Below are 21,171 nucleotides of genomic sequence, written 5' to 3' on the forward strand. Positions count from 1 at the left end.
GGTGAGCCCGCCCCCTGATGTGGGTGCCGCAGACCCTCCGTGTCCGGCTTCACCGGCACGGGTTCCCCCTCGCCGTCGACCGCGCCCTGCTCACTGTGCCCCCGGGGGTACCGGCAGGGGCCGCTTCCTCTCACTCCACTCGGGGTGGCAGGCTGCCCAACTGGCCTGTTCCAGAGGGTACTTGGCGAACCAGCCGGCGGGCCGCTGGACACCCCGCCGCCCGGGCGCCATGGGGCGGAGCGGGGGCGAGGCCCGCACGGGGGTCGATCCCCCTGCCACACTCGGGCGGTACGGCGCGGGCGGACGCCGTACGACCCGCACCACGACGGCCGTGCCGGGCGGGACCGCCCGCCCGTACCCCCCGGACCATCGGCGCCATCGACTCCGCTGTGCGAATACGGGGATCTCGGGGTAGGCGGGCGCCATGTTCTTCTTCTTCAGCAATCGGATCGGCTGCCTGGGCTCCCTACTCCTCAGCGCGGCGGTGACGGCCATCCTGTTCATGATCTTCGCTCGCTGACCCGGCCGTCCGGCTCCGGCCCCTGCCGGAGGGAGGGGGCCGGCCGATCCGTTCGGGTGCTGGTGCCACGGCGACGCCGCCGGGCCCGGCCGCGCCACCGCGGACCGCACCCCGCCGCCCGTCTCGTCCGCCCGGCCGGTGATCGGCGGGGCTTTTCCACCCGGCGGCGACCGCTGCTGCCGCTCAGGCCGGGGCCCGGCCGTCGACGGGGACGTTCAGCCGGTCGGCCACGGCGGTGAGGGCCGCTCCGAGGGGGAGCGCGACGCGGGTGAGGGCGTGCTGGTCGCCCCGTGTCGGATCCCGGTTGACGATCAGCACCGGCTTGCCCGCCTGGGCCGCCTGGCGGACGAACCGAAGTCCGGACATCACCGTCAGCGATGAGCCGAGGACCAACAGTGAGGTGGCCTCGCGGACCAGCTCGCGGCAGTGCTCGACCCGCCGCGGCGGAACGGCTTCGCCGAAGAACACCACGTCCGGTTTGAGGATGCCGCCGCAGTGCGAGCAGGGCACCACGCGGAAGTCCCCGACCTGCTCGTCGGTGAGGTCGGCGTCACCGTCCGGGTTGATTCCGGCGGCCACCGGCTCGAAGCCCGCGTTGGCCTCCTCCAGCCGCCGGGCGAGTTCACGGCGCGGGCTGAAGACGCCGCAGGAAAGGCAGACGACCCGGTCCAGGCTTCCGTGCAGTTCGACGACGTCCTCACTGCCGGCGGCCTGGTGCAGGCCGTCGACGTTCTGGGTGATCACGCCCAGGAGCGAGCCGTGCCGCCCGAACGCGGCCACCACACGGTGCCCGGCGTTGGGTCGGGCACGGCCGAAGGTGCGCCACCCGAGGTGGCTGCGCGCCCAGTACCGGCGCCGGGCCCGGGCGCCGGAAACGAAGTCCTGGTAGGTCATCGGGGTGTGCCGGCTCAGGCTCCCGCCCTCGCCCCGGTAGTCGGGGATGCCCGACTCCGTGGAGAGGCCCGCCCCGCTGAGCACCAGCACACCGCCGGCGCTCAACGCCTCGGCGACCGGCTCCAGGTCCGTGGTGCCCGGCGGAAGGTCCTCGGTGGGGGTCCAGCTCAGAGTGGGGCGCATGCGCATACCGCCAGGGTACGGAACGGTCCCCCTCCCCGTTTCGCGGTGGACGACGCCACCGGCCCGGGACGTCGCCGTACGCGATCCGGGGCGGGGGAGCGGTGCTCACGTGCGGGGAAGCTGCCGACAGGCGTGGCGTGACTGCATCACCTATGGTGGAAGGCGGTGAGCCGACTGGGGCTCACCCTCTCGCGACCATCTGGTTCGCAGCACCGAAACACACCTCGTCTCGTGGGGCCGTGAGTACGCCGGCCACGTCACGTGTCCGCAGCATGCCCCGCCGGCCGGCACCGGCCTGACCGGTGCCGGAACCGATCGCGTCATCCGGCCGGTCACACCCGTCCGTCCGAGGCTCCCGACGGCTTCCGCCGGCGGGCGGCGCCCGGGGGCGGCCCGCGGGATCCCGGTTCGCGGGCGAACCGGGGAATCGAGGAACGGAGGGACCATGACAGTACTCCGCCTGACTCTGAAAGCCGCGTGGTGCTCGGTCGTCGCGTTGCTGATGACCGTGGTCTGGACGCAACCGGCGAACGCGTGGACCTGGGCGACCAGGGTGACCGTGTACAACGGTTCCGGTCTGTGCGTCCAGGGAGACGCGGGAATCGACCACCTGCGACCCGCAACGCTCTCCGGCAACATCGCCTACGCCAACACCTACGCACTGACCCCCGGGTGCGGGACCGGCCTGTCCAGGCCCGACGGCTGGGCCGCCGCGCGGGCCACCGTCTACCGGTGGAACGGCTCCGCCTGGGCGGTGTGCCGCACCAGCCCCTGGAAGTACGGCGCCACGGGCCAGTCGGGGGGCGAGTTCCCCGGCCCGTGGGGACCGAAGCAGGTGTACGACTGGGGTGGATGGCAGGCATGCGGGCAGGGCTACTACGGGACGATCGCCTCGGCCTTCGTCTGGGACGGATCCGCATGGCGTGGCGGTGACGTCTGGTCAGGTCACGAGTTCGCCTCGTCCGCCCGGTTCCAGGGCAGCCGACCGCCTGCGCCCGAGGTCACTCCCCAGCGGCACGCCACGCCGCCTCCCCTCCACCCGCTGAAGCGGACAGGGGCCCGGTGAGCCCGGGAGCGGAGCACCCCGCGTGCCCCGCACGTGTCCGGCGGATCCACGAGGACCCGCCGGACACGCACGAGGACGGCGAACCGACCGTAGGGGGGCGGCGAATGCGCGCCGGCCCCGGCGGTCCGGGGGCGGGCCCGTCCGGTGGTGCGTTGACCGGCGATCGAGCCTTTCCTACGGTGACGGCCATGGGACACGACATCGCCCGCCTCCACCACGTCGGCCACGTCGTGGAGGACCTGACGCAGGCGATCAGCCTGTACGAGCGGCTGGGCTTCGTCGTCCCACCGCCCAGCTGCCCGGCGATGCCCCGGCGTGAAGGCGGGGCGCCCGAACCCTTCGGCGCCGCCAACACCCACGCCGACTTCGCGGGTTCCTTCCTCGAACTCGCGACCCGCGTGGGGGACGGCGACGCCGGACGCCTGCCCGCCGGCACGCACCTCGTCCCCCTGGAAGCACCGGCCGAGGTACTGCCCGTGCTCGTGGAACGGATCGGTGAGACCAGCGCCAACCTGGTGCGGTGCCTGGACCGCTTCCAGGGACTGCACATCCTCATGTTCTCCTCGCCCGCCCTCGACGAGGCAGCCGCGCGGCTGACCGCCACCGGCGTCCGGCACGGCGGGGTCAACACGGTGCGGCGGCCCGCGCCCCGGGGCGCCGGGATCCCGGTGGAGACCGTCCGTTACCTGGAGATCGACGGCGACGAGCCCGCTGCCGGGCCGGGCGCGGTCGCCGAGGGGCGGGTGGGTGTCGTCGCCGACCTGGACCCGGACGTCCAGGGCGCCCGCCGCCTCGACCACCCCAACGGCGCCGTCGAGCTCGTCGGGGCGGTGCTCTGCGTCGCCGACCCGGAGACGACCGCGGTCCGGCAGCGGTACGAGGCGTACCTCGGCCGGTCGGCGCGGCAGGAGGGGCCCGCCCGGGTCTTCGACCTCGACGGCGCCGCCCTGACGCTCGTCCCCGACTCGCGTCTGGCGGCCTTCCTGCCGGGCGAGCGACCCCGCGCGCTCCCGGCGCTCGTCGGCTACACCGTCGTCGTACGCGACCTCGCCGCCACCTGCGACCTGCTGCGCCGCAACGGGCTCCCCGCGCGCGAGACGCCGTCCGGCGACGTGTTCGTACCGGCCGACGCCGCGCTGGGCACCGCCGTCGTCTTCCACCCCGCGGCCGGACCGGCAGCGGGCGGGTCATCCACCACCCGGCCCGTCCGGGGCGGGTGGGGTTCCGGCCCGGGCGCGTGATCGCCGTGGGGCGTTCGGTGCCGGACGAGTCGGGGGAGCTGTCGCAGCGGACGGTGCCGGGGGCGCCGTCGCGGCCGCAAGGCCGGCGCGCACGCGGCGGGGGAGCCGGACCGGCCGAACGGGCGGCCCCCTCGGACCATGGAAGGAGGACGCCCCGCCCCTGCCGGTCGACGGGTGCGACCGAGCACGTCAGGTGGCGGGCCGACCCCCGTGGCGGCGGGTCCGACCGCTTCGGCCGGCGGATCGTGGAGGCCGGCGGTGAGCGGTGTCGGCCAGTCCGCGAACCTCCGTGGTGACGCTCTCCCACGCGTGCTCGGGAAGCTCGTGACCGACTTCGGGCAGGAGGACCAGGCGCGAGCCGGGGATCCGGGAGGCGATCGCCCGTGCCGCCGCGGGCTTGATGAGAGGGTCGTCCGCCCCGTGGAGCACAAGGGTGGGCCGGGTCATGGCGTCGATCTTCCCGCCGTGCCACTGCGCGCCGATCTGACGGCTCTGCGCCTGCCGGTCGTGCACGCCGCCGTCGACGTTGCGGGCGGCGCTTTCCCGGGCCGCCGACTCGTCGAAGGGGCGGTTCGGCGAGGCGAGGAGACGGGACACGGCGACGCCGGCCGCGATGCTGCCCTCGGGTGTGTCGGGGAACCTCAGAGCGGCGAACTTCGCCAGGGTCCTCATCCGGATGTAGCGCGCGGCCCGCAGTCCCGAGGTGTCTGCGGGCACGGCCGCCACGCACGTGAGCGTCCGGACCCGGCCCGGGTGCCGCAGCGCGACGCGCTGCGTGACGGCGCCGCCGAGTGAGACACCCAGCAGGTGAGCCGACGGCCATCCCAGGGCGTCCATGACCGCGACGGCGTCGTCTGCCATGTCCTCCGCGGTGTACGCCTCCCCGCGCTTCCCGAAGAGCGCGGAGAGGGGACTTCGGGTGGCGGTGGGCGGGAGGCGGGTCGACTCCCCGCCGTCGCGCTGGTCGTAACGGGCGACCGCGAAACCACGCCCCGCCAGCATCCGGCACAGCCCGTCCGGGAACCAGTGGCGGTTCGCTCCCAGCCCGATGACCAGTAGGAGCGGCTCACCGTCGGCCGGTTCGAGCCACCGGTCGAAAGCGAGCCGGACCGTGCCGTTCTCGGCCCAGCGGGTCGCGCTCCACGGGCCGGCCGATGACGAGGACATGAGGGCCTCCATAACTGCGATCGGTGTTCGCAATTTAGTGTAGGGGGACGACACGAACACGACCAGGACGGTCGGGACGGGTGGACGACTTGGCACGGGAACACACGATGGTCTGGGCACGGCCCGAACGCGGCGCCCGCGGCCCCGCAGCCGTACACAGCCGAGCGGAGCTGACCGCCGCGGCCATCGGACTGGCCGACCGGAGCGGCTTGGCGGCGGCGTCCATGCGCCAGGTGGCCAAGGCCCTGGGCACGGGCCAGGCGTCGCTCTACCGCTACGTCTCCAGCCGCGACGACCTGATCGACCTGATGACGGACGCGGTCACGGGAGAAGTCGACCTCGATGTCCCCCTGACGGGCGACCCCGTCGAGGACGTGGTCGCCCTCGCGTCCCGTACCAAGGCGGTCCATCTGCGGCACCCGTGGCTGGTGGACGTCTCGCCGGAACCCCTCCGGCTGGGCCCTCGGGGCTTGGACTACCTGGAATACGCGTTGAGGGCGCTGGCGCCCGTGCCCCTGCCGGGACGGATCAAGCTGGAGACCGTCGCCCTCATGAACGCCCTCGTCACCCAGTTCGCCCGAACGGAACTCGGGTCGAGCCGCGAAGACGCGGACCGCAGGGCGGGACAGATCGCCTACCTGAGGGAGGCGGCCACCCGGCGAACCCACCCGCACGTCGCCGCCGCCATGGCCGAGGGCGTCGAAGCGGGCTCGCCCCAGGCGCCACAGGCGATGTTCGAGCGGACGATGCGTCGGGTACTCACCGGACTCATCAGGCCCGACTCTCCCTGACGGGTCCGGCGGGAGCCGGAGTCATCCGGTCCCGCGACGGTCATCGACCCGGTGGCCGGGCGGTCTCCGGCGGTGCGCGCCCGCGTCGTCCGCCGTGGCCGGCGTCCGCGGGGATCCGCCGGAACGGAACCCCTCCCCGATCACCCGGCGGACCGTCACCCGGGCCGTCGTCGTCTTCGTCGCACGGGCGACCGTGCAGGCGGTGCCGTCAGAGCCCGACTTCCCAGGGGAAGGGAGTGAGCGCGGCCGCGCGGCAGTAGACGTCCACCACCCACGGCATCAGGGCCGCCATGGGGTGCAGCCGGGACCCCTGGAGACTGGCGAGCTGCCGGGCGCTGTGATGCACGCAGCCCGTGATCTCCTTCCCGTCGCCGGTGATGACCGTCACCGCCATCAACTCCCCTTCGCAAGGCGTCGGATCGTTCCGATCCGCCACCAGGCAGCGCCGGCCCGCATCCGTGTTCCGATCGCCCATTCCCGCCCCCTGCCCGAGGCCGTCCTCGACGCGGAAGGGATGCCCGAATCAGCCATATTTACCGACGAGCCGGCGGTTTCCTGACCGGTTCTTTGCCTCGGATTACCTCCGCACGCCCCCACCGCCCCGGCGTGCGCCCCCGCCCCCTCCGGACGGAACCCCGGCTCCCTCCCCTGCACCTCACGTCGCGGCATCGCCACCCGGTACGGCAAGGCCACCCGGTCCCACCGGGCAACCCTTCCCCCGCGGTTCCTCCCCGCCCCCGCCCCCGATCTCTCGGCGTCTCGACAGCGCGCGCCGGGCACCTCGCGCGGGCAACCAGGGGGTGAGGAGCCCCCGGCCGGACGGTGACGCCGAACGACCGGCCGGAGGCTCGGCCTCACGTCTTCGGCCGGTACCCGTCGTAGTCGTTCCAGCCGGAGGGGTGGGTGACCAGCTGCTCCCAGGTGGGCCAGACCTCGTGGGTCTTCTGGCGGACGAGCTCACCGGGCGGGGTGAAGGGCGGCGCCTTCTGCGGCTTGTCGAGCGCCTGGCCCACGATCGTGTCGTGAACCACGGCGGCGGCGTGCAGCCGGGGCAGCACGGCGTGGACGTCGTCGGTGTAGTCGGCCGGAAGGGCGGGCCGGCCCTCGAAACCGAGGTCGAATCCGGCGCCGGTCGACACCAGGGCGATCTCGGGTCGCTTGCGTACGGCGATCTCGTGGTGCAGGTGCAGCGCGACGGCGTCCCAGACGACCTCGGCCCGCTCGGGCGACACTCCCTGCTCGGTGAGGAAGTCGACGGCCAGATCGGCTCCGTCGAGGTGGAAGCAGCAGTCGCGGTTGCCTTCGTGGGTGAGGCCGACGTCGTGCAGCAGGCAGCCCAGGAACAGCAGTTCGTCGTCGTAGTCGCGGTCGGGCAGCAGCCCCTGCCGTTCACCGAGGAGGCGTCCGTAGAGGTAGCTGCGCAGACTGTGGTTGAAGATCGCCTGGTCCTCGATGCCCTTCACGAAGTCCAGGGTGTTCAGCGCCACGACGGTGCGGGGGAACGGTAGTGCGTCGTATGCGTCCATCGGCTCACTCACAGGGGAGGCAGGTGGGGGGGTGAGGGGCTCGCCCGGAAGCGATCGTCGCGGGCCGGCCGCGGGGCGGCGGTCCGCAGGTCCTGTTGCTGAGGACAAGGAAAGCAAGACCGGTTCACGAAACCGCGGTCCAGCGCCCCTCCCCACGGCAACTCGACTCGATCGGGTGACCAGCCGCGTCCGGACACGGCGTCGGTGCGGACGCCGACGCCGCGCAGGGCCGCCGCATGGGGCCCACGGCGGACCGCGCGTCCGGGCGCGCCAGAAGGACGCCGACCGGATCGGGCACGCCGGGAGGTGCTCGGAGAGCGGGTGGGCCGTCACCCTGTCCGCGGGGCGGCGCGAACGGGGCTAACCGGCCCGCGCGGCGGGCGCACCGGACGCCGCGACCGCCTTCATGTCCTGGGCCACGGCCTCACCGAGCATCGCGGCGTCCCCCGCGCGCAGGTGGCTGACGACGGTGAGCGTGTAGGCGTCGGCGGTGTGGACGAGACAGAGGTTCGCCGTGCCCGGCGGGGAGAGCTGCGGCAGCGGGACGACGCGTGACAGGGGGCGGCCGAGGAAGCGGCTGGGGTTGTCCCGCCACTTGAAGGCGGTGCACAGGCTCGTGGTGACCTCGGGACGGGCCAGGCTCCTGGCCGTCACCCCGGCCAACCACGGCACGGTACGGGCGACGGCCCGAAGCGCGGGAAGGATCGCGCGGTGGGCGTCGCCGCGGTGGGGGAACGCCGCGACCAGGTCCTGGCACGCCTGCAGGCGGGCGACCGGGGACTCGACGTCGACGGGCAGCGGGACGCGCAGCGCGGTCACGGCGTTGCCGAGCCGCCGGGCGTCGGCGCGGGTGCGCAGGTCGACCGGCACGGTGGCGTAGAGGGGGGCCGGTCCCGCGGGCCAGGAGCGCAGGGGGCCGTAGCAGGCGCGGAGGGCGCCGGCGTACGTGCTCAGCAGCAGTTCGTTGAGCGTCGCCCCGCGCCCGCCGGCCGGCTGGCGGCGAGCGGCACGCATCACCTGCGGGTCGAGCTCGACCACGGCCACCGACGGCCGCGCTTCACCGGGGGGAACCGCCGGGAGGCGCCGGCCGGGGGCGGTGACGCGGCGCAACTCCCTGCCGACGCCGCCGGGACGGACGCGTGGACGCAGCCGCGCCGCCGCGGGCGGGTGCGCCGAAGCCGGCCCGGGAGGGCGCGGCGGTACGGCGTCGTCCATCAGCAGCCGGAAGAGGGTCTCCAGGGACCGGCCGTCCAGCAGCGCGTGATGGGCGAGCAGCACGAGGGCGTGCGGCGTGACCAACAGCCGCCACGGAGGCCGTCCGGGCGGCAGCGGGTGAGCCGTGCCGTCGGCGAGCAGGGCTTCCGGCTCCTGGTCCGTGGCGGTGACGTGGGCGGCGGGATCGAACGACCGGTCCGCCGCCCACCGGTGGCCGGACAGCGCCGCGGGCCCGGTGGGCGGCTCGATGAGCAGCCTCATCCGGTCCAGTGCGCCCCACCGGTCACGGACGCGGGACCGTACCCGCACCAGGTCGAACGGACCGCCGGAGAACACCGCGGCGATGCCGATCGTCCCCGGCAGCCCGTTGCGGAGGTGCCCCTCCTCGACGGCCGTCAGCCTCATGCTCCGCGGTCTCCTTCGGCGTTCAGGCGTGGGGTGAGTCGAACACGAGACAGGCGTTGTGTCCGCCGAAGGCGAAGCTGTTGCTGACCACCGGCCCGTCCGAGATCTTGCGTGGTCCAGCGGTGACCACGTCGATGGCGCACCGGGGGTCCAGCCGGGTGAGCGACGCGGTCGGCGGTGCGAGCCCTTCCCGTACGGACAGGGCCGTGATCACGGCTTCCAGGGCTCCCGCCGCCCCCAGCCCGTGCCCGGTCACCGACTTGGGGGCGGTGACCGGCACCGCGGCGGGCCCGAACAGGGCGGCGATGGCCCGTGCTTCCGCGAGGTCGTTCAGCTCGGTGCCGGTGCCGTGCGCGTTGACGTGGGTGACGGCGCCGGCCGTCGTACCGGCGTCCGCGAGCGCCTGCTCCATGCACGCCCGGGCACCTGCGCCGTCGGGATGCGGCGCGGTGAGGTGGTGGGCGTCGGAGTTGCGCCCGTATCCGGTCAGCACGGCGTGGATCCGGGCGCCCCGCGCCCGGGCGAGGTCCAGTCGCTCCAGCACCAGGAACGCGGCCCCTTCGGCGAGGACGAATCCGCGCCGCCCGACGTCGAACGGCCGTGACGCGGCGGCGGGATCCTCGCACTCGGTGACCATCGCGCCGGCCCGCCCGAAGGCCAGCGCCGTCGTGGGGGTCAGGGGACTTTCGTGTCCTCCCGCCACCACGACGTCGGCGCACCCCGCCCGGATCATCTGCATCGCCTCACCCACCGCGTGCGTGCCGGAGGCGCATGCGGTGGAGATCGTCAGACTGGGGCCGGTGACACGGAGCCCGGCGCTGATCCAGTACGCCCCCGCGTTGTGCATCAGCCGGGGAGCGTAGAGCACGTCGGGATGCCCGATGCCGTTCTCCTGGCTGGTCACCCCGCCGTAGCCGGTGCCGGTGACCACCGCCCGCCGCCCGGGCGGGACATGGATTCCTCCGGCGTCCTCCACGGCGTCCGCGGCGGCGCACACCGCCATCTGCACCGACCGGTCGGTGCGCCGTACCTCCTTGGGCGAGAGGTAGCCGGTCGGGTCGAAGCCGGTCATGGCGGACGCCGGGCCCACGACGGTGCCCTCGTCGTCGAAAGCGTGCAGCGAGGTCGCCGGACGGCACTCGACGAGGCTCTCCCACAGCGCCGCCGGAGTCGCCCCGGCGGCACAGCGGACGCCCAGCCCCGTGACGGCGACGGCGGGTCGGCGGCTCATCGGACGAGGGGGCCGCGGGCCTCGCGGGCGCACAGCCGCACGATGAGGTCGGCGACGTCACCCACGGTGGACACCCCGCCCTTGTCGGTGCCTCTGAGGGAGACCCCGAACAACTCCTCCGACGCCGCTTCCAGTTCGGTGATGTCCAGGCTGTCGGCTCCCAGGTCGGCGACCAGCCGGGCCCGCGGCACGACGGCCTCCGGCGGCACCGACATCACCCGCGCGCAGAGCGGGCGCAGCGCTTCCCATACGTCGCCGTGTTCCACATCCATGCAGCTGTCTCCATTTCCTGGTGCCGTCAGGTCCGGCTCACACGGACGGTGCCGCCGTCCGAGCCCATGTCTCGAACTCCGTGACGACCGCGTCGGCGAGCCGCCTCGCGTCGTCCGGGCGCACGTTTCCCACCACGGTGAGCGTGAACGCGTCCCCCGCCTGGGCCAGGGCGAAGCCGGCGGTACCCGGGTGCCGCAAGGGCGGCAGCCCCACCGTGCGCACGAGCCGGCCCTCCTCGAAGGTGCTCGCCCCGCCGGGCCACTTCATGGCGGTGGTCGTGGTCGCCGCGAAGCACGAGCGGCGACCGCGGCCGGTCAGGAGCCTGATCACCCACGGCCCCGTCCGCCGAGCCGCTTCCGCGGCGGGGAACAGCACACCGGCGTGGACGGCGGCCCGCTCGGGGACGGTGGCCATCGCGGCCTGGCACGCCCGCAGTCGCGCCACGGGGCCCTCCACGTCGACGGGCAGCGGGACCCGGACCGCCGTGAGCGTGTTGCCGAGGTCCCTCCGATCCGCCCGGGCGCGCAGGTCGCACGGCACGGCCGTGTACACGGGCTCCTCCCGCTGCCGCCACTCCCGCACCGGCCCGTACCCGGCCCGCAGCGCCCCGGCCACCGCACCCACCAGCAGCTCGTTCAGTGTGGCGCCGCGGCCGTCGGCGGGGTGCCGGCGGGCGGACCGGACCGTGTGCGCGGGCAGTTCACACACCACGACCGAGGGGCGTGCCTCCCCGGGCGAGTGCAGGGGAAGGGCCTGCCCGGCGGTCGTCATCGTCCTGAGCTCCCCGGCCACCGCGCGCAGCCCGGCACGCGCGAGCGGCGCCGACCGCGCGGACCCCCTCGCCGCCGGGGGCGTGTCCGTCAGCGAGCACATCAGCGTCGCCAGGGAACGTCCGTCGAGCAGCGCGTGCTGGGCCACGAGCGCCAGGGCGAAACCGCCGCCGCGTGCCGCGTCCGGAACCACGAGGAGCCGCCAGGGCGGGATCCCGCCGTCCAGCGGCCGGTCCACGCTCTCCGCCCACAGGTCGTCCAACTTGCTCCGGGCGACGGTGACATGCGCGGCGGGGTCGAACGGCCCCGGCACGACCCACCGCACGTCTCCGCGCCGCCCGAACAGCCCCCGACGCCCCGCCCCGGCGTCCCCCGACGCACGGTCGAGCACACAGCTCATCCGCTCCAGGCCGGCCCACCGCTCGGCGACGCGCGCCCGTACCCGCTCCACGTCGGGCTGCTCACCGGAGAAGACCGCCGCCAGGCCGATCACGCCCGGGCACCCGTTGAGCAACAGTATCTCGTCGGCACAGGACAGTCTCATGCGACAGGTCGCCCACCCTTCTTGGTAACGAGGACACCTTACACGCAGGGTCACGAATCACATTCGTAGAGTAAACACCCCCGGCCGGGTCGCGGTTGCACGATCGGCGTCGACGCCGACTCCCGGCTCTGCGGTGCGAGCGAGCCCTACCGGGGGTGGCCCCTCTCCCGGCTCCGGCCCGCCGCGGCGGGATGCGGCCCGCGGACCGGGCCCGCCCGCCGCACGCGCCGTCGGCCGGGGGCCCACCCGGGCCGCCGGCTTCGCGGTCGAGTACCCCTCCCGCACCGGCGACGGCGCCCTGGTGACGGTGACGGTGACGGTATGGCGTCGGCCGTGCCGGTCGTGCTCCCGGTTCCTATCCGGCTTCCGGTTCGGCGTACGCGAAGTCGTACGGGGCCCAGTCGGCGACCCGGCGGTACCCGAGGCGCTGGTAGAGGGCGTTGCTGGTGCGGTTGGACGCGTCCGTGTACAGCACGACCTCCGTGGCGCCCGCGGCGAGCGCGGCCCGGCTCACCTCGGCGGTCACCGCGGCGGCGTAGCCGCGGCCGCGGAGGGGGGCCGGGGTGTAGACGGGGTCCACCCGGACCATCCCGGCGACCTGCGGGTTCACGCCCGCCATGGAGACGGCGGTGCCGTCCGGGGTCTCCCAGAAGGTGTACCGCTTCTCGGCGAAGCGGGTGCCGGCCCAGGAGTCGGCGTCGATGGTGACGGTCTCCCCGAGGTCCGCGGCGAGTTCACGGCACCAGCGCATGAGGTGCTCGTGGTCCTGCTCGCCCACGGCCCGGCCGCGGCCCGCCGGGCGCGGCTCCGGCGGGGTGAGCGTGTCGAGGCGGTACAGGTGCATCCCGACGCGGAGGGTGGGTGCCGCGCCGGTGCGCCGCTGCCAGGCGTCGGCGAACGCGGTGGCGGTGTCGTGGTCCGCGGTGACGCCGGAGAGGACGTGACCCAGGCCGGTCAGGCGGGCGGCGAGGGCGTCGGCGCGTTCGGGGGAGAGCGGGGTGAGGGTCAGCCGGCGGGTCGGCGGACGGTAGAAGACCGCCTGGACGTCGCCTTCCGACTCCAGCAGGCCGAAGAGGACGGTTCCGGGGACGAACGCCCCCGGACGGGTCCGCCACTTCTCCGTCACGGTGAGCGGCGTGTTGTGCAGGACGGGGCGCGAGCGGAGGAAGTCTCCGGCCCGGGCGAGGAAGTCGTCGAGGTCTTCGGTGAGGTGCCAGGCATCCGGGCGCATGCTCCATGATCCCTCAGGCACTCGGTTCCGGGGGCCGGTACCCGAAGACGGTTCGTCGCCATGCCGCACACGCGGGCCCGAGCAGGGGTGATCACGCCGGGGTCGTCCGTGTCCGGTGGCGGGTGCGGGGGTCCTGCGGCCGGGCGCCGGCTCGTCATGGTGAGGCGTCCCCGGTTCGGGTGGGCTTCGTGGTGTCGCGGCAGGTGGGGCGAGACCGGCCGGTCCGGCGGTACGGACCGGGGTGAGTACGGGTCCTTCCCCTACAACTCCAGGATTAGCCAAGGTTGTTGCGTCATTCCCCGGGGGGAGGGGAGATGCAGCCCAGCGAGGGATCCGGACGGGTGGGCGGGTCCTGAAAGATCTTTCCTGTCCGAACACGCGACCGGAAGGATCGATATCGTGCGCAGACGACGTCTCGCGCCCCTGTTGGCCGTGAGTGTCACGGCAACGCTGGCACCCGCGCTCGCCATCCCCACGGCCACCGCCGCTCCGGCCGCCACCTCCGCCGCCTCCCCGTCCGCCGCCGAGGGCGTGCTGGACCGGTACGCGAAGCAGAGGCCGCAGTGGAAGCGGTGCGGCGCCGACACCCCGGCGGAGTTCGAGTGCGCCACGATCGAGGTCCCGCTGGACTACCGGGCTCCCGGGGGCGACCGGATCGAGTTGGCCATATCCCGGATCAAGAGCACCGCGCCCGACAAGCGGCGCGGTGTCCTGCTCTCCAACCCCGGCGGGCCCGGGGGTCAGGGGCTCTACATGCCGCTGGGGATGCAGGAGAACCTCCCCGAGTCCGCACGGCAGAAGTACGACCTCATCGGCTTCGACCCGCGCGGTGTGGGACGGAGCAGCCCGGTCACCTGCGGCCTGACGCCGGAGGAGGAGGACTGGCTGAGGCCGTACAAGAAGGACACCTTCGGCAAGGACGTCGCCTGGGCCCGCGGCGTCGCGGACAAGTGCAGGGAGAAGGCGGGCGACACGCTCCCGCACATCACCACGCGCAACACCGCGCGCGACATGGACCTGCTCCGGGCGATCCTCGGCGAGAAGAGGATCTCGTACGTGGGTTACTCGTACGGCACCTACCTGGGCGCCGTCTACACCCAGCTCTTCCCGGGCCGGGCCGACCGGTTCGTACTGGACAGCGCGGTCGACCCGGCGCGTGCCTGGCGAGGGATGATCCAGTGGTGGGCGGAGGGCGCCGAGCCCGCGTTCGACCGGTGGACCGAGTGGGCCGCCGGGCGTTCGGAGAAGTACGACCTCGGAGACACCCCGAAGGAGGTCGACCGGACCTTCTGGGACCTGGTCGCGCGGGCCGACGAGAGGCCCATCGAGTTCGAGGGGCAGCCGATCACCGGTGACGACATCCGGAGCGGTATGCGCCAGGCGGTCTTCAGCCCCGAGTTCGCCAGCGAGGGGATGGCGGAGCTGAAGAAGGCCGCGGCCGGTAAGCCCGCCTCCGCGAAGGGGCTCGAGGCGTTCACCGGATCCGGGGGGACCGGGGAGGCGGACGCCGCCGACGCCGCCGAAGTGCCGTCCGACAACATGACGGCGAGCTTCTGGGCCGTGGTGTGCGGCGACAACTCGGCCGCCTGGTCCCGCGACCCCGAGAGCTACCGGCGGGACGCCATCGCGGACAAGGCCCGGTACCCGCTCTACGGCGACTTCGCGTCCGGCATCAAGCCCTGCGCGTTCTGGGACAGGTCCGTGGAACCGGCCACCAAGGTGGACAACAAGGTCGGCTCCCTGGTCGTCCAGAACGAGTGGGACTCGCAGACGCCCCTGCCCAGCGCCCAGGCCCTGCACGCCGTCCTGAAGCGCTCGAGGATGGTCACCGTCCTCGGCGGCGAGGGCCACGGCGTCTACCCCAACGGCAACGCGTGCACGGACGGCGCGGTCACCGGCTACCTGCTCACCGGCAGGCTCCCGGTGAAGGACGTGATCTGCAAGGCGACGGCCGGTTCCAACGCGGAGGCGCGGAAGAACCGGAAGCGGGACGTGCTCCCCGGCTCCCCGCTCCCGGAGCGCGCCCCGGGCCGCTTCTGAGCCCGGCCGCACGGACCCGTGCCGCATGACGGGTCGACGAGGGGGCGGGACCTCCGGGAGGAAGGGGGCCCGCCCCCTCGTGCATCACCGGAGTCGGAGCCGGAGCCGGAGCCGGAGCCGGAGTCGGGGAAACGGTTCGTCAGGTCCCGCGGCGGCGTCCCGCGGCCGGCCGGAGGAGGCCGGGGCCGGCGGCCGGTGGCGCGGGCGCACGGGCCCCGGCACGGCCGGTCGACGTGCCGGGAGGGCGTCATGAGGAAGGATGCCGGCATGACGGTTCGAAGAGGGTCCGACCGGCGGCAGCGGTGGCTCAAGGTCGGGTCCTGGGAGACGATCCCCGACGGGGACCGGCGGGTCTGCGCGAGCTGCGGGACGCCCGTCCGCTCGTACCAGTACCGCTTCCACCCGCCCGAGTCCCCGATGTTCGAACGGTGCGTCGGGCTCGCCTGGTGTTCCGGTTGCCGGATCTACTCCGGTTCGATGGTGCACGTCCCCCGGGAGCGGGTCCTCGTCGACGCTCTGGCGTCGCTCCCCCGTGACCAGCGGGAACGTATGGAGCGCAGCGAGACCGGGTTGATCGACCACCTGGACGGGCAGTTCGGCGGCGACAGCGCGCCACCGGCTCGTCGACGGCCCGACGGCCCGGTCGGGTGACGGGCGGCGTGGGCGCGGGCACCGGACGGGGCGCCCGCGGCGGACGGCGCGGTTCCCCCCCGCGCCGGTCCGGGTGGCCGGCGGCGGTGGCCCCGGACAGGGGGGGCGAGGCGGCGACGGCTGCCGCGGTGCGCCCGAGGACCACTGCCCCGCGGCGTGCCGCGGGGCAGTGGGGCGGGGACGGCACGGTCAGGCGCCGGTGCTCCCGGACGCCGCGGTGGCCGGGGTGGCGGCCGGGCCGAGGACGACCGGCAGGTGCCGGTGGCCGTTGGAGATCAGGCTGGGCAGCGGCTGGAGCTGGTCGGGGTCGACCGCGAGCCGCATGGCGGGGAACCGGGCGAACAGGCCGGCGAGCGCGATGCGTGCCTCGATGCGGGCGAGTTCGGCCCCCAGGCACATGTGGGCGCCGTGGCCGAAGGCCAGGTGCTCGTGCGCGGTGGTGCGGCCGGTGTCGAAGCGGTCGGCGTCCGGCCCGTGCACGTGGGGGTCGCGGCCGGCGGCGGCGTAGTTGATGACGAGGGCGTCCCCCTTGGCGAAGGTGATGCCGGTGGGCTGGTCGGTGATGTCGCGCACCGCGAAGCGCATGATGATCGTCGCGATGGGCGCCTCCAGGCGCAGCGCCTCGTCGATGACCTGCTCCCAGGCGGTGTGGCCGTGGGTGGCCCGGTGGAGCTGGTCGGGGTGGGTGAGCAGGTTGGCCACGGCGTGGTCGAGGAGGTTGACGGTGGTCTCGTGCCCGGCGCCGATGAGGAGGACGAAGCTGTCGGCGAGCTCCTGGTCGCTGATCTCACCCAGCGCGTTCGCGGCGACGAGGGTGCTGGTCACGTCGTCACCGGGGGCCTCGCGCTTGCGGTCGACGAGCCGCCCGATCAGCTCGTAGACGCGCGCGGTGGCCGCGGCGGCCGCCTGGGGGGTGGCGTCGGTGACGAACAGCTGCCCGACCGCGTCGCGGAAGTCGTCGTGCAGATCGTCGGGCACGCCCAGGAGCACGTTGACCACCAGCAGCGGCAGCCGCCAGGCGAACCTCTCGCGCAGGTCCACCACCTCGTCGGGGCCGGCGGTCTGCAGCTCGTCCAGGAGGGCGCGGGTGATCTCCTCGATCCGCGGCTCCAGCGCCCGCACGCGGCGGGTGGCGAACGCGTTGGCCAGGGGGCGGCGCAGCCGGCGGTGCTCGGTGCCGTAGGCGGACAGGGCGTTGCGGACGTCGACCCAGATCCGCAGCGGCCAGGTCTCGGGGATCTCCTTGGCGACGTAGGCGGGCCAGTGCTGGTAGGCGTCCTTGGAGACGTCGGGGGAGGCCAGCAGGCGGCGGATGAGGCCGGGGTCGGTGACCGACCAGACGGGGATGTCGCCGGGGAGCAGGGCGCGGGTGGCGGGGCCGAGCGCGCGCAGCGCGGCGGCCTCGCCGTGGATGTCGGAGCCGGTGCCGTCCAGGCGGTAGGGGCAGCCGGGGGCGGTGGCGGAGGACTGCGCGTTCATGAAGTGGTCACCTTTTCGTGGGGGCGAGCCGGTTGTCGGGCTGGAAACGGACGGGAAGCGCGGTCAGACCGGCGTGGAACGTGCCGGGCCGGGGGGCGAGCTCGCGCGGGTCCACGGCGAGTTCGAGTCCGGCGAGCCGGTCGACGGCGCGTTCCAGGGCGGTCTCGGAGATGATCCGGGCCAGGTCGGGGGCGGGGCAGGCGTGCACCCCGGCGGAGAACGCCAGGTGACCGCGGTTGCCCGCCCGCGCACCCGGGGTGAGGGCGGGGTCGCCGTTGGCGGCGGCGAAGCTGACGAGGATCGGGTAGCCCGTCTGCAGCCGCACCCCCTCGTAGGTCTGCTCGCCGACCGCGTAGAGGGGGGAGTAGTTGGAGACGGGCGGGATGTCCCACAGGACTTCGTCGAGGGCGTCGGCCAGCGGCTTGACGCCGGCGTGGACGCTGCCGGCGAACCTCGGATCGGAGATGATCAACCGCAGCGCGTTCATGATCAGATTGCTGGACGGGGTGGACCCGGCGCCGATGAGCAGCACGATCGTCTGGATCATCTCCGCGTCGCTCAGCTCCGCGGCGATCAGGTCGCTGGTGACGTCCCGGCCCGGCCTCGCCCGCTTGAGGCGGGTCAGCTCCAGGCAGGCCGCCTCGAGCTCCGCGTTGGCCTGCAGGGCGTCGGAATCGGTGTCGAACAACCGCGTGACCGCGATGACGATCCGCTTCCCCAGCTCGGGCGGGCAGCCGAACATGCTGGTCATGGTCAGCATGGGCAGCGGGTCGGCGTACTGGGCCACCAGGTCGGCGTGCCCCGTCGCGGCGAAGGAGTCGACGAGTCCGTCGGCGATGCGGGCGACCGAGGCGGCCAGCGCGAAGGTGTCGACACGGCCCAGGGCGGAGGTGATCGCGCGCCGCAGCCGGGCGTGCTCCTCGCCGTCCTTCCACAAGGCGTTGTCGCGCGGCTGCATCATCATCCGCGCCGGGCTGTCGGCCGGTACCTGGCCCAGGCGCAGGGCCTCCCAGTGCTCCGTCGGGTTCTTCGCGAAGCGGGCCGGGGTGTTCAGCAGCAGGTGCAGCGCCGCGCGGTAGGTGACGGTCAGGTACCCGTACACGCCGGGCGAGATCTCCACCGGCGCGATCGGGCCCTGCTCGCGCAGCCGCCGGTAGGTGGCGTGCGGATCGGCGCTGAAGGCCGGACCGTGGATCGGCAGCGGCCCCGTGGGCGGAGGAACCGGTGCGTGGGCCGGGCACTGCTGGACGCCGGGGGAGGGGTGCGAGGTCATCGGGCGGGCTCCGGGGTACGGGTGAGCAGGTGGCGGACGAGGGCGATCAGCGCGTCGCGGGAACCGGCCCACTCGCGGGCGTCGCACTTGACCAGCGGCGTGTCGGGCGCGAGGTCCATGACCTCGCGCAGCCGCCCGTCGGGATGGTCGGGGGCGCCGTCGAAGGTGTTGATCGCGACGGTGTAGGCCAGATCGAGGTCCTCGACGAGCTGGAGGATCGGGTAGGTGTCGGCCAGGCGGCGGGTGTCGACCAGGACGAGCGCGCCCAGCGCACCGGTGGCGAGGTCCCGCAGGATGGGAAAGAAACGTTCCTGGCCGGGCGCGCCGAACAGGTACAGCACCAGGTCGTCGGTCAGGGACAGCCGGCCGAAGTCCATCGCCACCGTGGTCGTGCGCTTGTGGGGCAGGTCGAGCCGGTCCACGGCCGTCGAGGCGCTCGTCATGACCTCTTCGGTGCTGACCGGCGCGATCTGCGACAGCGTGTTGACCAGCGTGGTCTTGCCGGCGCCGAGGTGCCCGCAGATCAGGATCTTCACGGTGCGCTCGTCGCCGCGCAGCACCGGCGTGTCAGAGTTGTTGAAGCCCGGCAAGGACGGCCTCCAGCAGAGTTCGGTCGGGGGTGGCGGTCTGGGTGATGCGCTGCTGGGTGATGATGTGGCCGCTCTCCAGCAGGTCGGCCAGCAGGATGCGGGCCACGCTCACCGGGAGGCTCAGCAGCGCGGCGAGCTCGGCCACCGACTGCGCCCCGCCGGCCAGGGCGGCGAGGATCGACCGCTGTTCGGGGTTGAGGTGGGTGTGGCGGAGGTGGGCGGCGGAGGCGGTCAGGCTGATGAGGGTGATGTGGTCGAGGGTGTTGCGGCTCGGTGACCACCGGCCGGAGGTGACCACGTAGGCCCGCACCAGCCGGTCGTCGCCTGACGGTCGCGCCGCGCTCATCCGACGCCGGTCTGCGGCTCGCGCGGCGCGACACCGAGACCGGAGCCGAGGCGGTCGATGGTCTTGGCCATCTGGAACGACAGCCCCTCGACGTCCACGTCCTTGGCGGCGGACACCACCAGGTAGGAGCCGGCGCCGGCGGCGAGGACGAAGAGGAACCCGTCGTGGTAGCTGACCATCGTCTGCTCCCACGGCGTCGGGGTGTCGCTGACGAACTGCGCGCCGCTGCGGCTGAGGGACTGCATCCCCGAGGCGATGGCGGACACCGTGTCGGCCAGGTTGCGGTCGACGTCGGCGGAGGCGGCGACCGCCAGCCCGTCCGCGGACAGCAGCACCGCGTGACGGGCCCGGGAGGTGGTGACGAGCTCGTTGAGGATCCAGTCGAGGTTGGGCGAGGGGGTCATGAGGACGGCTCCTGGTCGGCGGAGAGGTGGCGGGCGGAGTGGGTGCCGCGCAGGAACGCGGCGAGGTCGCTGCCGGCGCCGGCGGCCGGCGGCACGGCGGGCGGTGGCGCGGAGAGGTCCGGTTTCGGCCCTCTTCTGCGGCGACGCACCGGCAGACCGTCCCCCGCCACCGGATACGGGTGCTCGGCGGGTACCGGCGGGACCACGGCGGGTTCGTCCGCCCTCGGAGCCGGGGCGGCCGCCGGCTGCTGCGGCTGCTGCTGCGCCGGGGGCCTGGCGAGCAGCGCACGCGGCAGGTGCAGGACCGCGCGGACGCCGCCGTGGACGGACTGCTGCTCGACCGAGACCTTGAAGCCGTACTGCGCCGCGAGCACACCGGTGGCCAGGAACCCGAAGCGCGGCGGGGTGCGCAGTTCGGTCAGCCGGACCGGGCCCGCCCCCGACAGCAGGTGCGCGGCCCGCTCGCGCTCCTCCGGACTCAACCCGATCCCCGCGTCGTCGATGACGATGCTGATGCCGTTGTGCGCCTCGACGAACCACACCTCCACCAGCGTGCCCGGCTCGCTGTGGCGGGCGGCGTTGTCCAGCAGCTCCGCCACCGCGAGGACCACCGGCTCGACGAACCGCCCGGCGACGTACTCGCCGCGCTCCCCGGTGATCCGCACCCGCCGGTAGTCACGGATCCGCGAGATCCCGCCGCGCACCGCCTCCAGGAGCAGGGCGTCGTCACGCTGCCGCCCCGGCCACATCCCCGTCAGGACACCCACGATCTGCGCCCGGCGCGCCAGTTGGCTGCCCGCGTGGTCGATGGGTATCGCGAACTCCAGCACCCGCTCGTCGTGCTGCGACTCCAGCAGCGCGGTGATGGCGGTCTGCTGCTCGTACACCAGGGCCTGGAAGGACCGCACGACCGCCTGCACCGCCGCCCGGGAAGCCCCCTCGGCCCTCTCCGACGCCCCCGTCGCCAGGGCCGACACCTGCTCCAACACCCCCGCGTATGCCTTCCCGACCGGAGTGCCGGCCAGGTGCGCGTGGAGCAGCCCCCCGTCGCGGTGGGTGCCGCCCCCGCCGCGGTTCAGCGCGTCGACGAGAGCGGGCAGCCGTATCCCGGCCAGGTGCCCGGCCTCGGCGTCCCGGGCCGCCACCTGCTGCTCGGCGGCACGCGCCCGGATCTCCAGCCCGCCGGCGCGCCGCTCGGCCCTGACCGCTTTGCGGCGGTAGTGGAAGGCGGCCACCCCCGCGGCCACCATGCCGCCGGACGGGGCCAGTAACAACGCGGCGTCTTGCGTCAGAAAGCTCATCAGGTCCTCGAACTTGCGGTGTCCAATGTG

The 21,171-nt window shown here is 74.0% G+C and carries 20 protein-coding genes; 5 read left to right on the forward strand and 15 right to left on the reverse strand.

What is annotated here, in order from left to right:
* Nucleotides 1-703: 703 nt before the first annotated feature.
* Entirely contained in the window at nucleotides 704-1,603 is a 900-nt protein-coding gene (locus IE106_RS06805; RefSeq protein ID WP_189530862.1) for an NAD-dependent protein deacetylase, read from the reverse strand.
* Between the two features lie 439 nt (nucleotides 1,604-2,042).
* Between IE106_RS06805 and IE106_RS06810 the strand changes: the two genes are divergently transcribed.
* Both IE106_RS06810 and IE106_RS06815 read left to right on the forward strand, forming a co-directional pair.
* Nucleotides 2,043-2,663: a hypothetical protein gene (locus tag IE106_RS06810; protein ID WP_189530864.1), complete on the forward strand. Its 621-nt coding sequence runs from the start codon at nucleotides 2,043-2,045 to the stop codon at nucleotides 2,661-2,663.
* Nucleotides 2,664-2,851: 188 nt separating this feature from the next.
* Nucleotides 2,852-3,904, forward strand: a complete 1,053-nt coding sequence (locus tag IE106_RS06815; RefSeq protein WP_189530866.1) for a VOC family protein — start codon at nucleotides 2,852-2,854, stop codon at nucleotides 3,902-3,904.
* Between the two features lie 189 nt (nucleotides 3,905-4,093).
* Here the strand turns inward: IE106_RS06815 and IE106_RS06820 are convergent, their stop codons facing one another.
* Nucleotides 4,094-5,071 carry an alpha/beta fold hydrolase gene (locus IE106_RS06820; protein ID WP_189530868.1) on the reverse strand — a complete coding sequence of 326 codons (978 nt, stop codon included), beginning with the start codon at nucleotides 5,069-5,071 and terminating at the stop codon, nucleotides 4,094-4,096.
* Nucleotides 5,072-5,178: 107 nt separating this feature from the next.
* On the opposite strand from IE106_RS06820, the gene IE106_RS06825 reads away from it, so the two are divergent.
* A complete protein-coding gene (locus IE106_RS06825) occupies nucleotides 5,179-5,862 on the forward strand; it encodes a TetR/AcrR family transcriptional regulator (RefSeq protein WP_189531199.1) in 684 nt (227 codons plus the stop codon).
* Nucleotides 5,863-6,070: 208 nt separating this feature from the next.
* Here the strand turns inward: IE106_RS06825 and IE106_RS06830 are convergent, their stop codons facing one another.
* From IE106_RS06830 to IE106_RS06860, 7 genes are all read right to left on the reverse strand, one after another.
* Nucleotides 6,071-6,256 carry a hypothetical protein gene (locus tag IE106_RS06830; RefSeq protein WP_229840106.1) on the reverse strand — a complete coding sequence of 62 codons (186 nt, stop codon included), beginning with the start codon at nucleotides 6,254-6,256 and terminating at the stop codon, nucleotides 6,071-6,073.
* A 460-nt stretch (nucleotides 6,257-6,716) separates the two neighbouring features.
* The gene (locus tag IE106_RS06835) at nucleotides 6,717-7,349 is read right to left on the reverse strand and encodes an HD domain-containing protein (protein WP_229840108.1); all 633 of its coding nucleotides are present in this window, start codon (nucleotides 7,347-7,349) and stop codon (nucleotides 6,717-6,719) included.
* 399 nt (nucleotides 7,350-7,748) lie between these two features.
* A complete protein-coding gene (locus tag IE106_RS06840) occupies nucleotides 7,749-9,008 on the reverse strand; it encodes a wax ester/triacylglycerol synthase domain-containing protein (RefSeq protein ID WP_189530874.1) in 1,260 nt (419 codons plus the stop codon).
* Nucleotides 9,009-9,030: 22 nt separating this feature from the next.
* Nucleotides 9,031-10,239 carry a beta-ketoacyl-[acyl-carrier-protein] synthase family protein gene (locus IE106_RS06845; protein ID WP_189530876.1) on the reverse strand — a complete coding sequence of 403 codons (1,209 nt, stop codon included), beginning with the start codon at nucleotides 10,237-10,239 and terminating at the stop codon, nucleotides 9,031-9,033.
* Nucleotides 10,236-10,511 carry an acyl carrier protein gene (locus IE106_RS06850; RefSeq protein WP_189530877.1) on the reverse strand — a complete coding sequence of 92 codons (276 nt, stop codon included), beginning with the start codon at nucleotides 10,509-10,511 and terminating at the stop codon, nucleotides 10,236-10,238. Before IE106_RS06850 ends, IE106_RS06845 begins: the two co-directional genes overlap by 4 nt.
* A 37-nt stretch (nucleotides 10,512-10,548) precedes the next feature.
* The gene (locus tag IE106_RS06855) at nucleotides 10,549-11,826 is read right to left on the reverse strand and encodes a wax ester/triacylglycerol synthase domain-containing protein (RefSeq protein ID WP_189530879.1); all 1,278 of its coding nucleotides are present in this window, start codon (nucleotides 11,824-11,826) and stop codon (nucleotides 10,549-10,551) included.
* Between the two features lie 355 nt (nucleotides 11,827-12,181).
* On the reverse strand, nucleotides 12,182-13,057 hold the full coding sequence (locus IE106_RS06860; RefSeq protein ID WP_189530881.1) for a GNAT family N-acetyltransferase: 876 nt from the start codon (nucleotides 13,055-13,057) through the stop codon (nucleotides 12,182-12,184).
* 399 nt (nucleotides 13,058-13,456) lie between these two features.
* Here IE106_RS06860 and IE106_RS06865 point away from each other — a divergent pair, with 399 nt between their 5' ends.
* Together IE106_RS06865 and IE106_RS06870 are read left to right on the forward strand one after the other, a co-directional pair.
* Nucleotides 13,457-15,097 carry an alpha/beta hydrolase gene (locus IE106_RS06865; protein ID WP_189530883.1) on the forward strand — a complete coding sequence of 547 codons (1,641 nt, stop codon included), beginning with the start codon at nucleotides 13,457-13,459 and terminating at the stop codon, nucleotides 15,095-15,097.
* A gap of 267 nt (nucleotides 15,098-15,364) precedes the next feature.
* Nucleotides 15,365-15,748 (forward strand): hypothetical protein, encoded by a 384-nt coding sequence (locus IE106_RS06870; protein ID WP_189531238.1) that lies wholly within the window; start codon nucleotides 15,365-15,367, stop codon nucleotides 15,746-15,748.
* Between the two features lie 189 nt (nucleotides 15,749-15,937).
* On the opposite strand, the gene IE106_RS06875 is transcribed toward IE106_RS06870, so the two are convergent.
* The 6 genes from IE106_RS06875 to IE106_RS06900 are packed head-to-tail and all read right to left on the reverse strand — an operon-like array spanning nucleotide 15,938 to nucleotide 21,141.
* Nucleotides 15,938-17,227, reverse strand: a complete 1,290-nt coding sequence (locus IE106_RS06875) for a cytochrome P450 family protein (protein WP_189530886.1) — start codon at nucleotides 17,225-17,227, stop codon at nucleotides 15,938-15,940.
* A 7-nt stretch (nucleotides 17,228-17,234) separates the two neighbouring features.
* Complete coding sequence (locus IE106_RS06880) at nucleotides 17,235-18,500, reverse strand: cytochrome P450 family protein (protein ID WP_189530888.1); 1,266 nt, start codon at nucleotides 18,498-18,500, stop codon at nucleotides 17,235-17,237.
* Entirely contained in the window at nucleotides 18,497-19,090 is a 594-nt protein-coding gene (locus tag IE106_RS06885) for a GTP-binding protein (RefSeq protein WP_189530890.1), read from the reverse strand. The genes IE106_RS06880 and IE106_RS06885 overlap by 4 nt, the downstream gene beginning before the upstream one ends.
* Nucleotides 19,068-19,436 (reverse strand): DUF742 domain-containing protein, encoded by a 369-nt coding sequence (locus IE106_RS06890; RefSeq protein ID WP_189530892.1) that lies wholly within the window; start codon nucleotides 19,434-19,436, stop codon nucleotides 19,068-19,070. Before IE106_RS06890 ends, IE106_RS06885 begins: the two co-directional genes overlap by 23 nt.
* Nucleotides 19,433-19,840, reverse strand: coding sequence for a roadblock/LC7 domain-containing protein (locus IE106_RS06895; RefSeq protein ID WP_189530894.1), 408 nt, complete (start codon nucleotides 19,838-19,840; stop codon nucleotides 19,433-19,435). Before IE106_RS06895 ends, IE106_RS06890 begins: the two co-directional genes overlap by 4 nt.
* The gene (locus tag IE106_RS06900) at nucleotides 19,837-21,141 is read right to left on the reverse strand and encodes an ATP-binding protein (RefSeq protein ID WP_189530896.1); all 1,305 of its coding nucleotides are present in this window, start codon (nucleotides 21,139-21,141) and stop codon (nucleotides 19,837-19,839) included. Before IE106_RS06900 ends, IE106_RS06895 begins: the two co-directional genes overlap by 4 nt.
* Nucleotides 21,142-21,171 lie beyond the last annotated feature (30 nt).

Source organism: Streptomyces roseolilacinus (genome assembly GCF_014649335.1).
Taxonomy (GTDB): domain Bacteria; phylum Actinomycetota; class Actinomycetes; order Streptomycetales; family Streptomycetaceae; genus Streptomyces; species Streptomyces roseolilacinus.

What these genes read in the sequence shown, in the direction of transcription:
- IE106_RS06820 (WP_189530868.1), bottom strand. Translation starts at nt 5,071, where the DNA reads ATGTCCTCGTCATCGGCCGGCCCGTGGAGCGCGACCCGCTGGGCCGAG.
- IE106_RS06815 (WP_189530866.1), top strand. Translation starts at nt 2,852, where the DNA reads ATGGGACACGACATCGCCCGCCTCCACCACGTCGGCCACGTCGTGGAG.
- IE106_RS06875 (WP_189530886.1), bottom strand. Translation starts at nt 17,227, where the DNA reads ATGAACGCGCAGTCCTCCGCCACCGCCCCCGGCTGCCCCTACCGCCTG.
- IE106_RS06895 (WP_189530894.1), bottom strand. Translation starts at nt 19,840, where the DNA reads ATGACCCCCTCGCCCAACCTCGACTGGATCCTCAACGAGCTCGTCACC.
- IE106_RS06880 (WP_189530888.1), bottom strand. Translation starts at nt 18,500, where the DNA reads ATGACCTCGCACCCCTCCCCCGGCGTCCAGCAGTGCCCGGCCCACGCA.
- IE106_RS06840 (WP_189530874.1), bottom strand. Translation starts at nt 9,008, where the DNA reads ATGAGGCTGACGGCCGTCGAGGAGGGGCACCTCCGCAACGGGCTGCCG.
- IE106_RS06890 (WP_189530892.1), bottom strand. Translation starts at nt 19,436, where the DNA reads ATGAGCGCGGCGCGACCGTCAGGCGACGACCGGCTGGTGCGGGCCTAC.
- IE106_RS06825 (WP_189531199.1), top strand. Translation starts at nt 5,179, where the DNA reads ATGGTCTGGGCACGGCCCGAACGCGGCGCCCGCGGCCCCGCAGCCGTA.
- IE106_RS06810 (WP_189530864.1), top strand. Translation starts at nt 2,043, where the DNA reads ATGACAGTACTCCGCCTGACTCTGAAAGCCGCGTGGTGCTCGGTCGTC.
- IE106_RS06830 (WP_229840106.1), bottom strand. Translation starts at nt 6,256, where the DNA reads ATGGCGGTGACGGTCATCACCGGCGACGGGAAGGAGATCACGGGCTGC.
- IE106_RS06900 (WP_189530896.1), bottom strand. Translation starts at nt 21,141, where the DNA reads ATGAGCTTTCTGACGCAAGACGCCGCGTTGTTACTGGCCCCGTCCGGC.
- IE106_RS06860 (WP_189530881.1), bottom strand. Translation starts at nt 13,057, where the DNA reads ATGCGCCCGGATGCCTGGCACCTCACCGAAGACCTCGACGACTTCCTC.
- IE106_RS06805 (WP_189530862.1), bottom strand. Translation starts at nt 1,603, where the DNA reads ATGCGCATGCGCCCCACTCTGAGCTGGACCCCCACCGAGGACCTTCCG.
- IE106_RS06870 (WP_189531238.1), top strand. Translation starts at nt 15,365, where the DNA reads ATGACGGTTCGAAGAGGGTCCGACCGGCGGCAGCGGTGGCTCAAGGTC.
- IE106_RS06855 (WP_189530879.1), bottom strand. Translation starts at nt 11,826, where the DNA reads ATGAGACTGTCCTGTGCCGACGAGATACTGTTGCTCAACGGGTGCCCG.
- IE106_RS06845 (WP_189530876.1), bottom strand. Translation starts at nt 10,239, where the DNA reads ATGAGCCGCCGACCCGCCGTCGCCGTCACGGGGCTGGGCGTCCGCTGT.
- IE106_RS06850 (WP_189530877.1), bottom strand. Translation starts at nt 10,511, where the DNA reads ATGGATGTGGAACACGGCGACGTATGGGAAGCGCTGCGCCCGCTCTGC.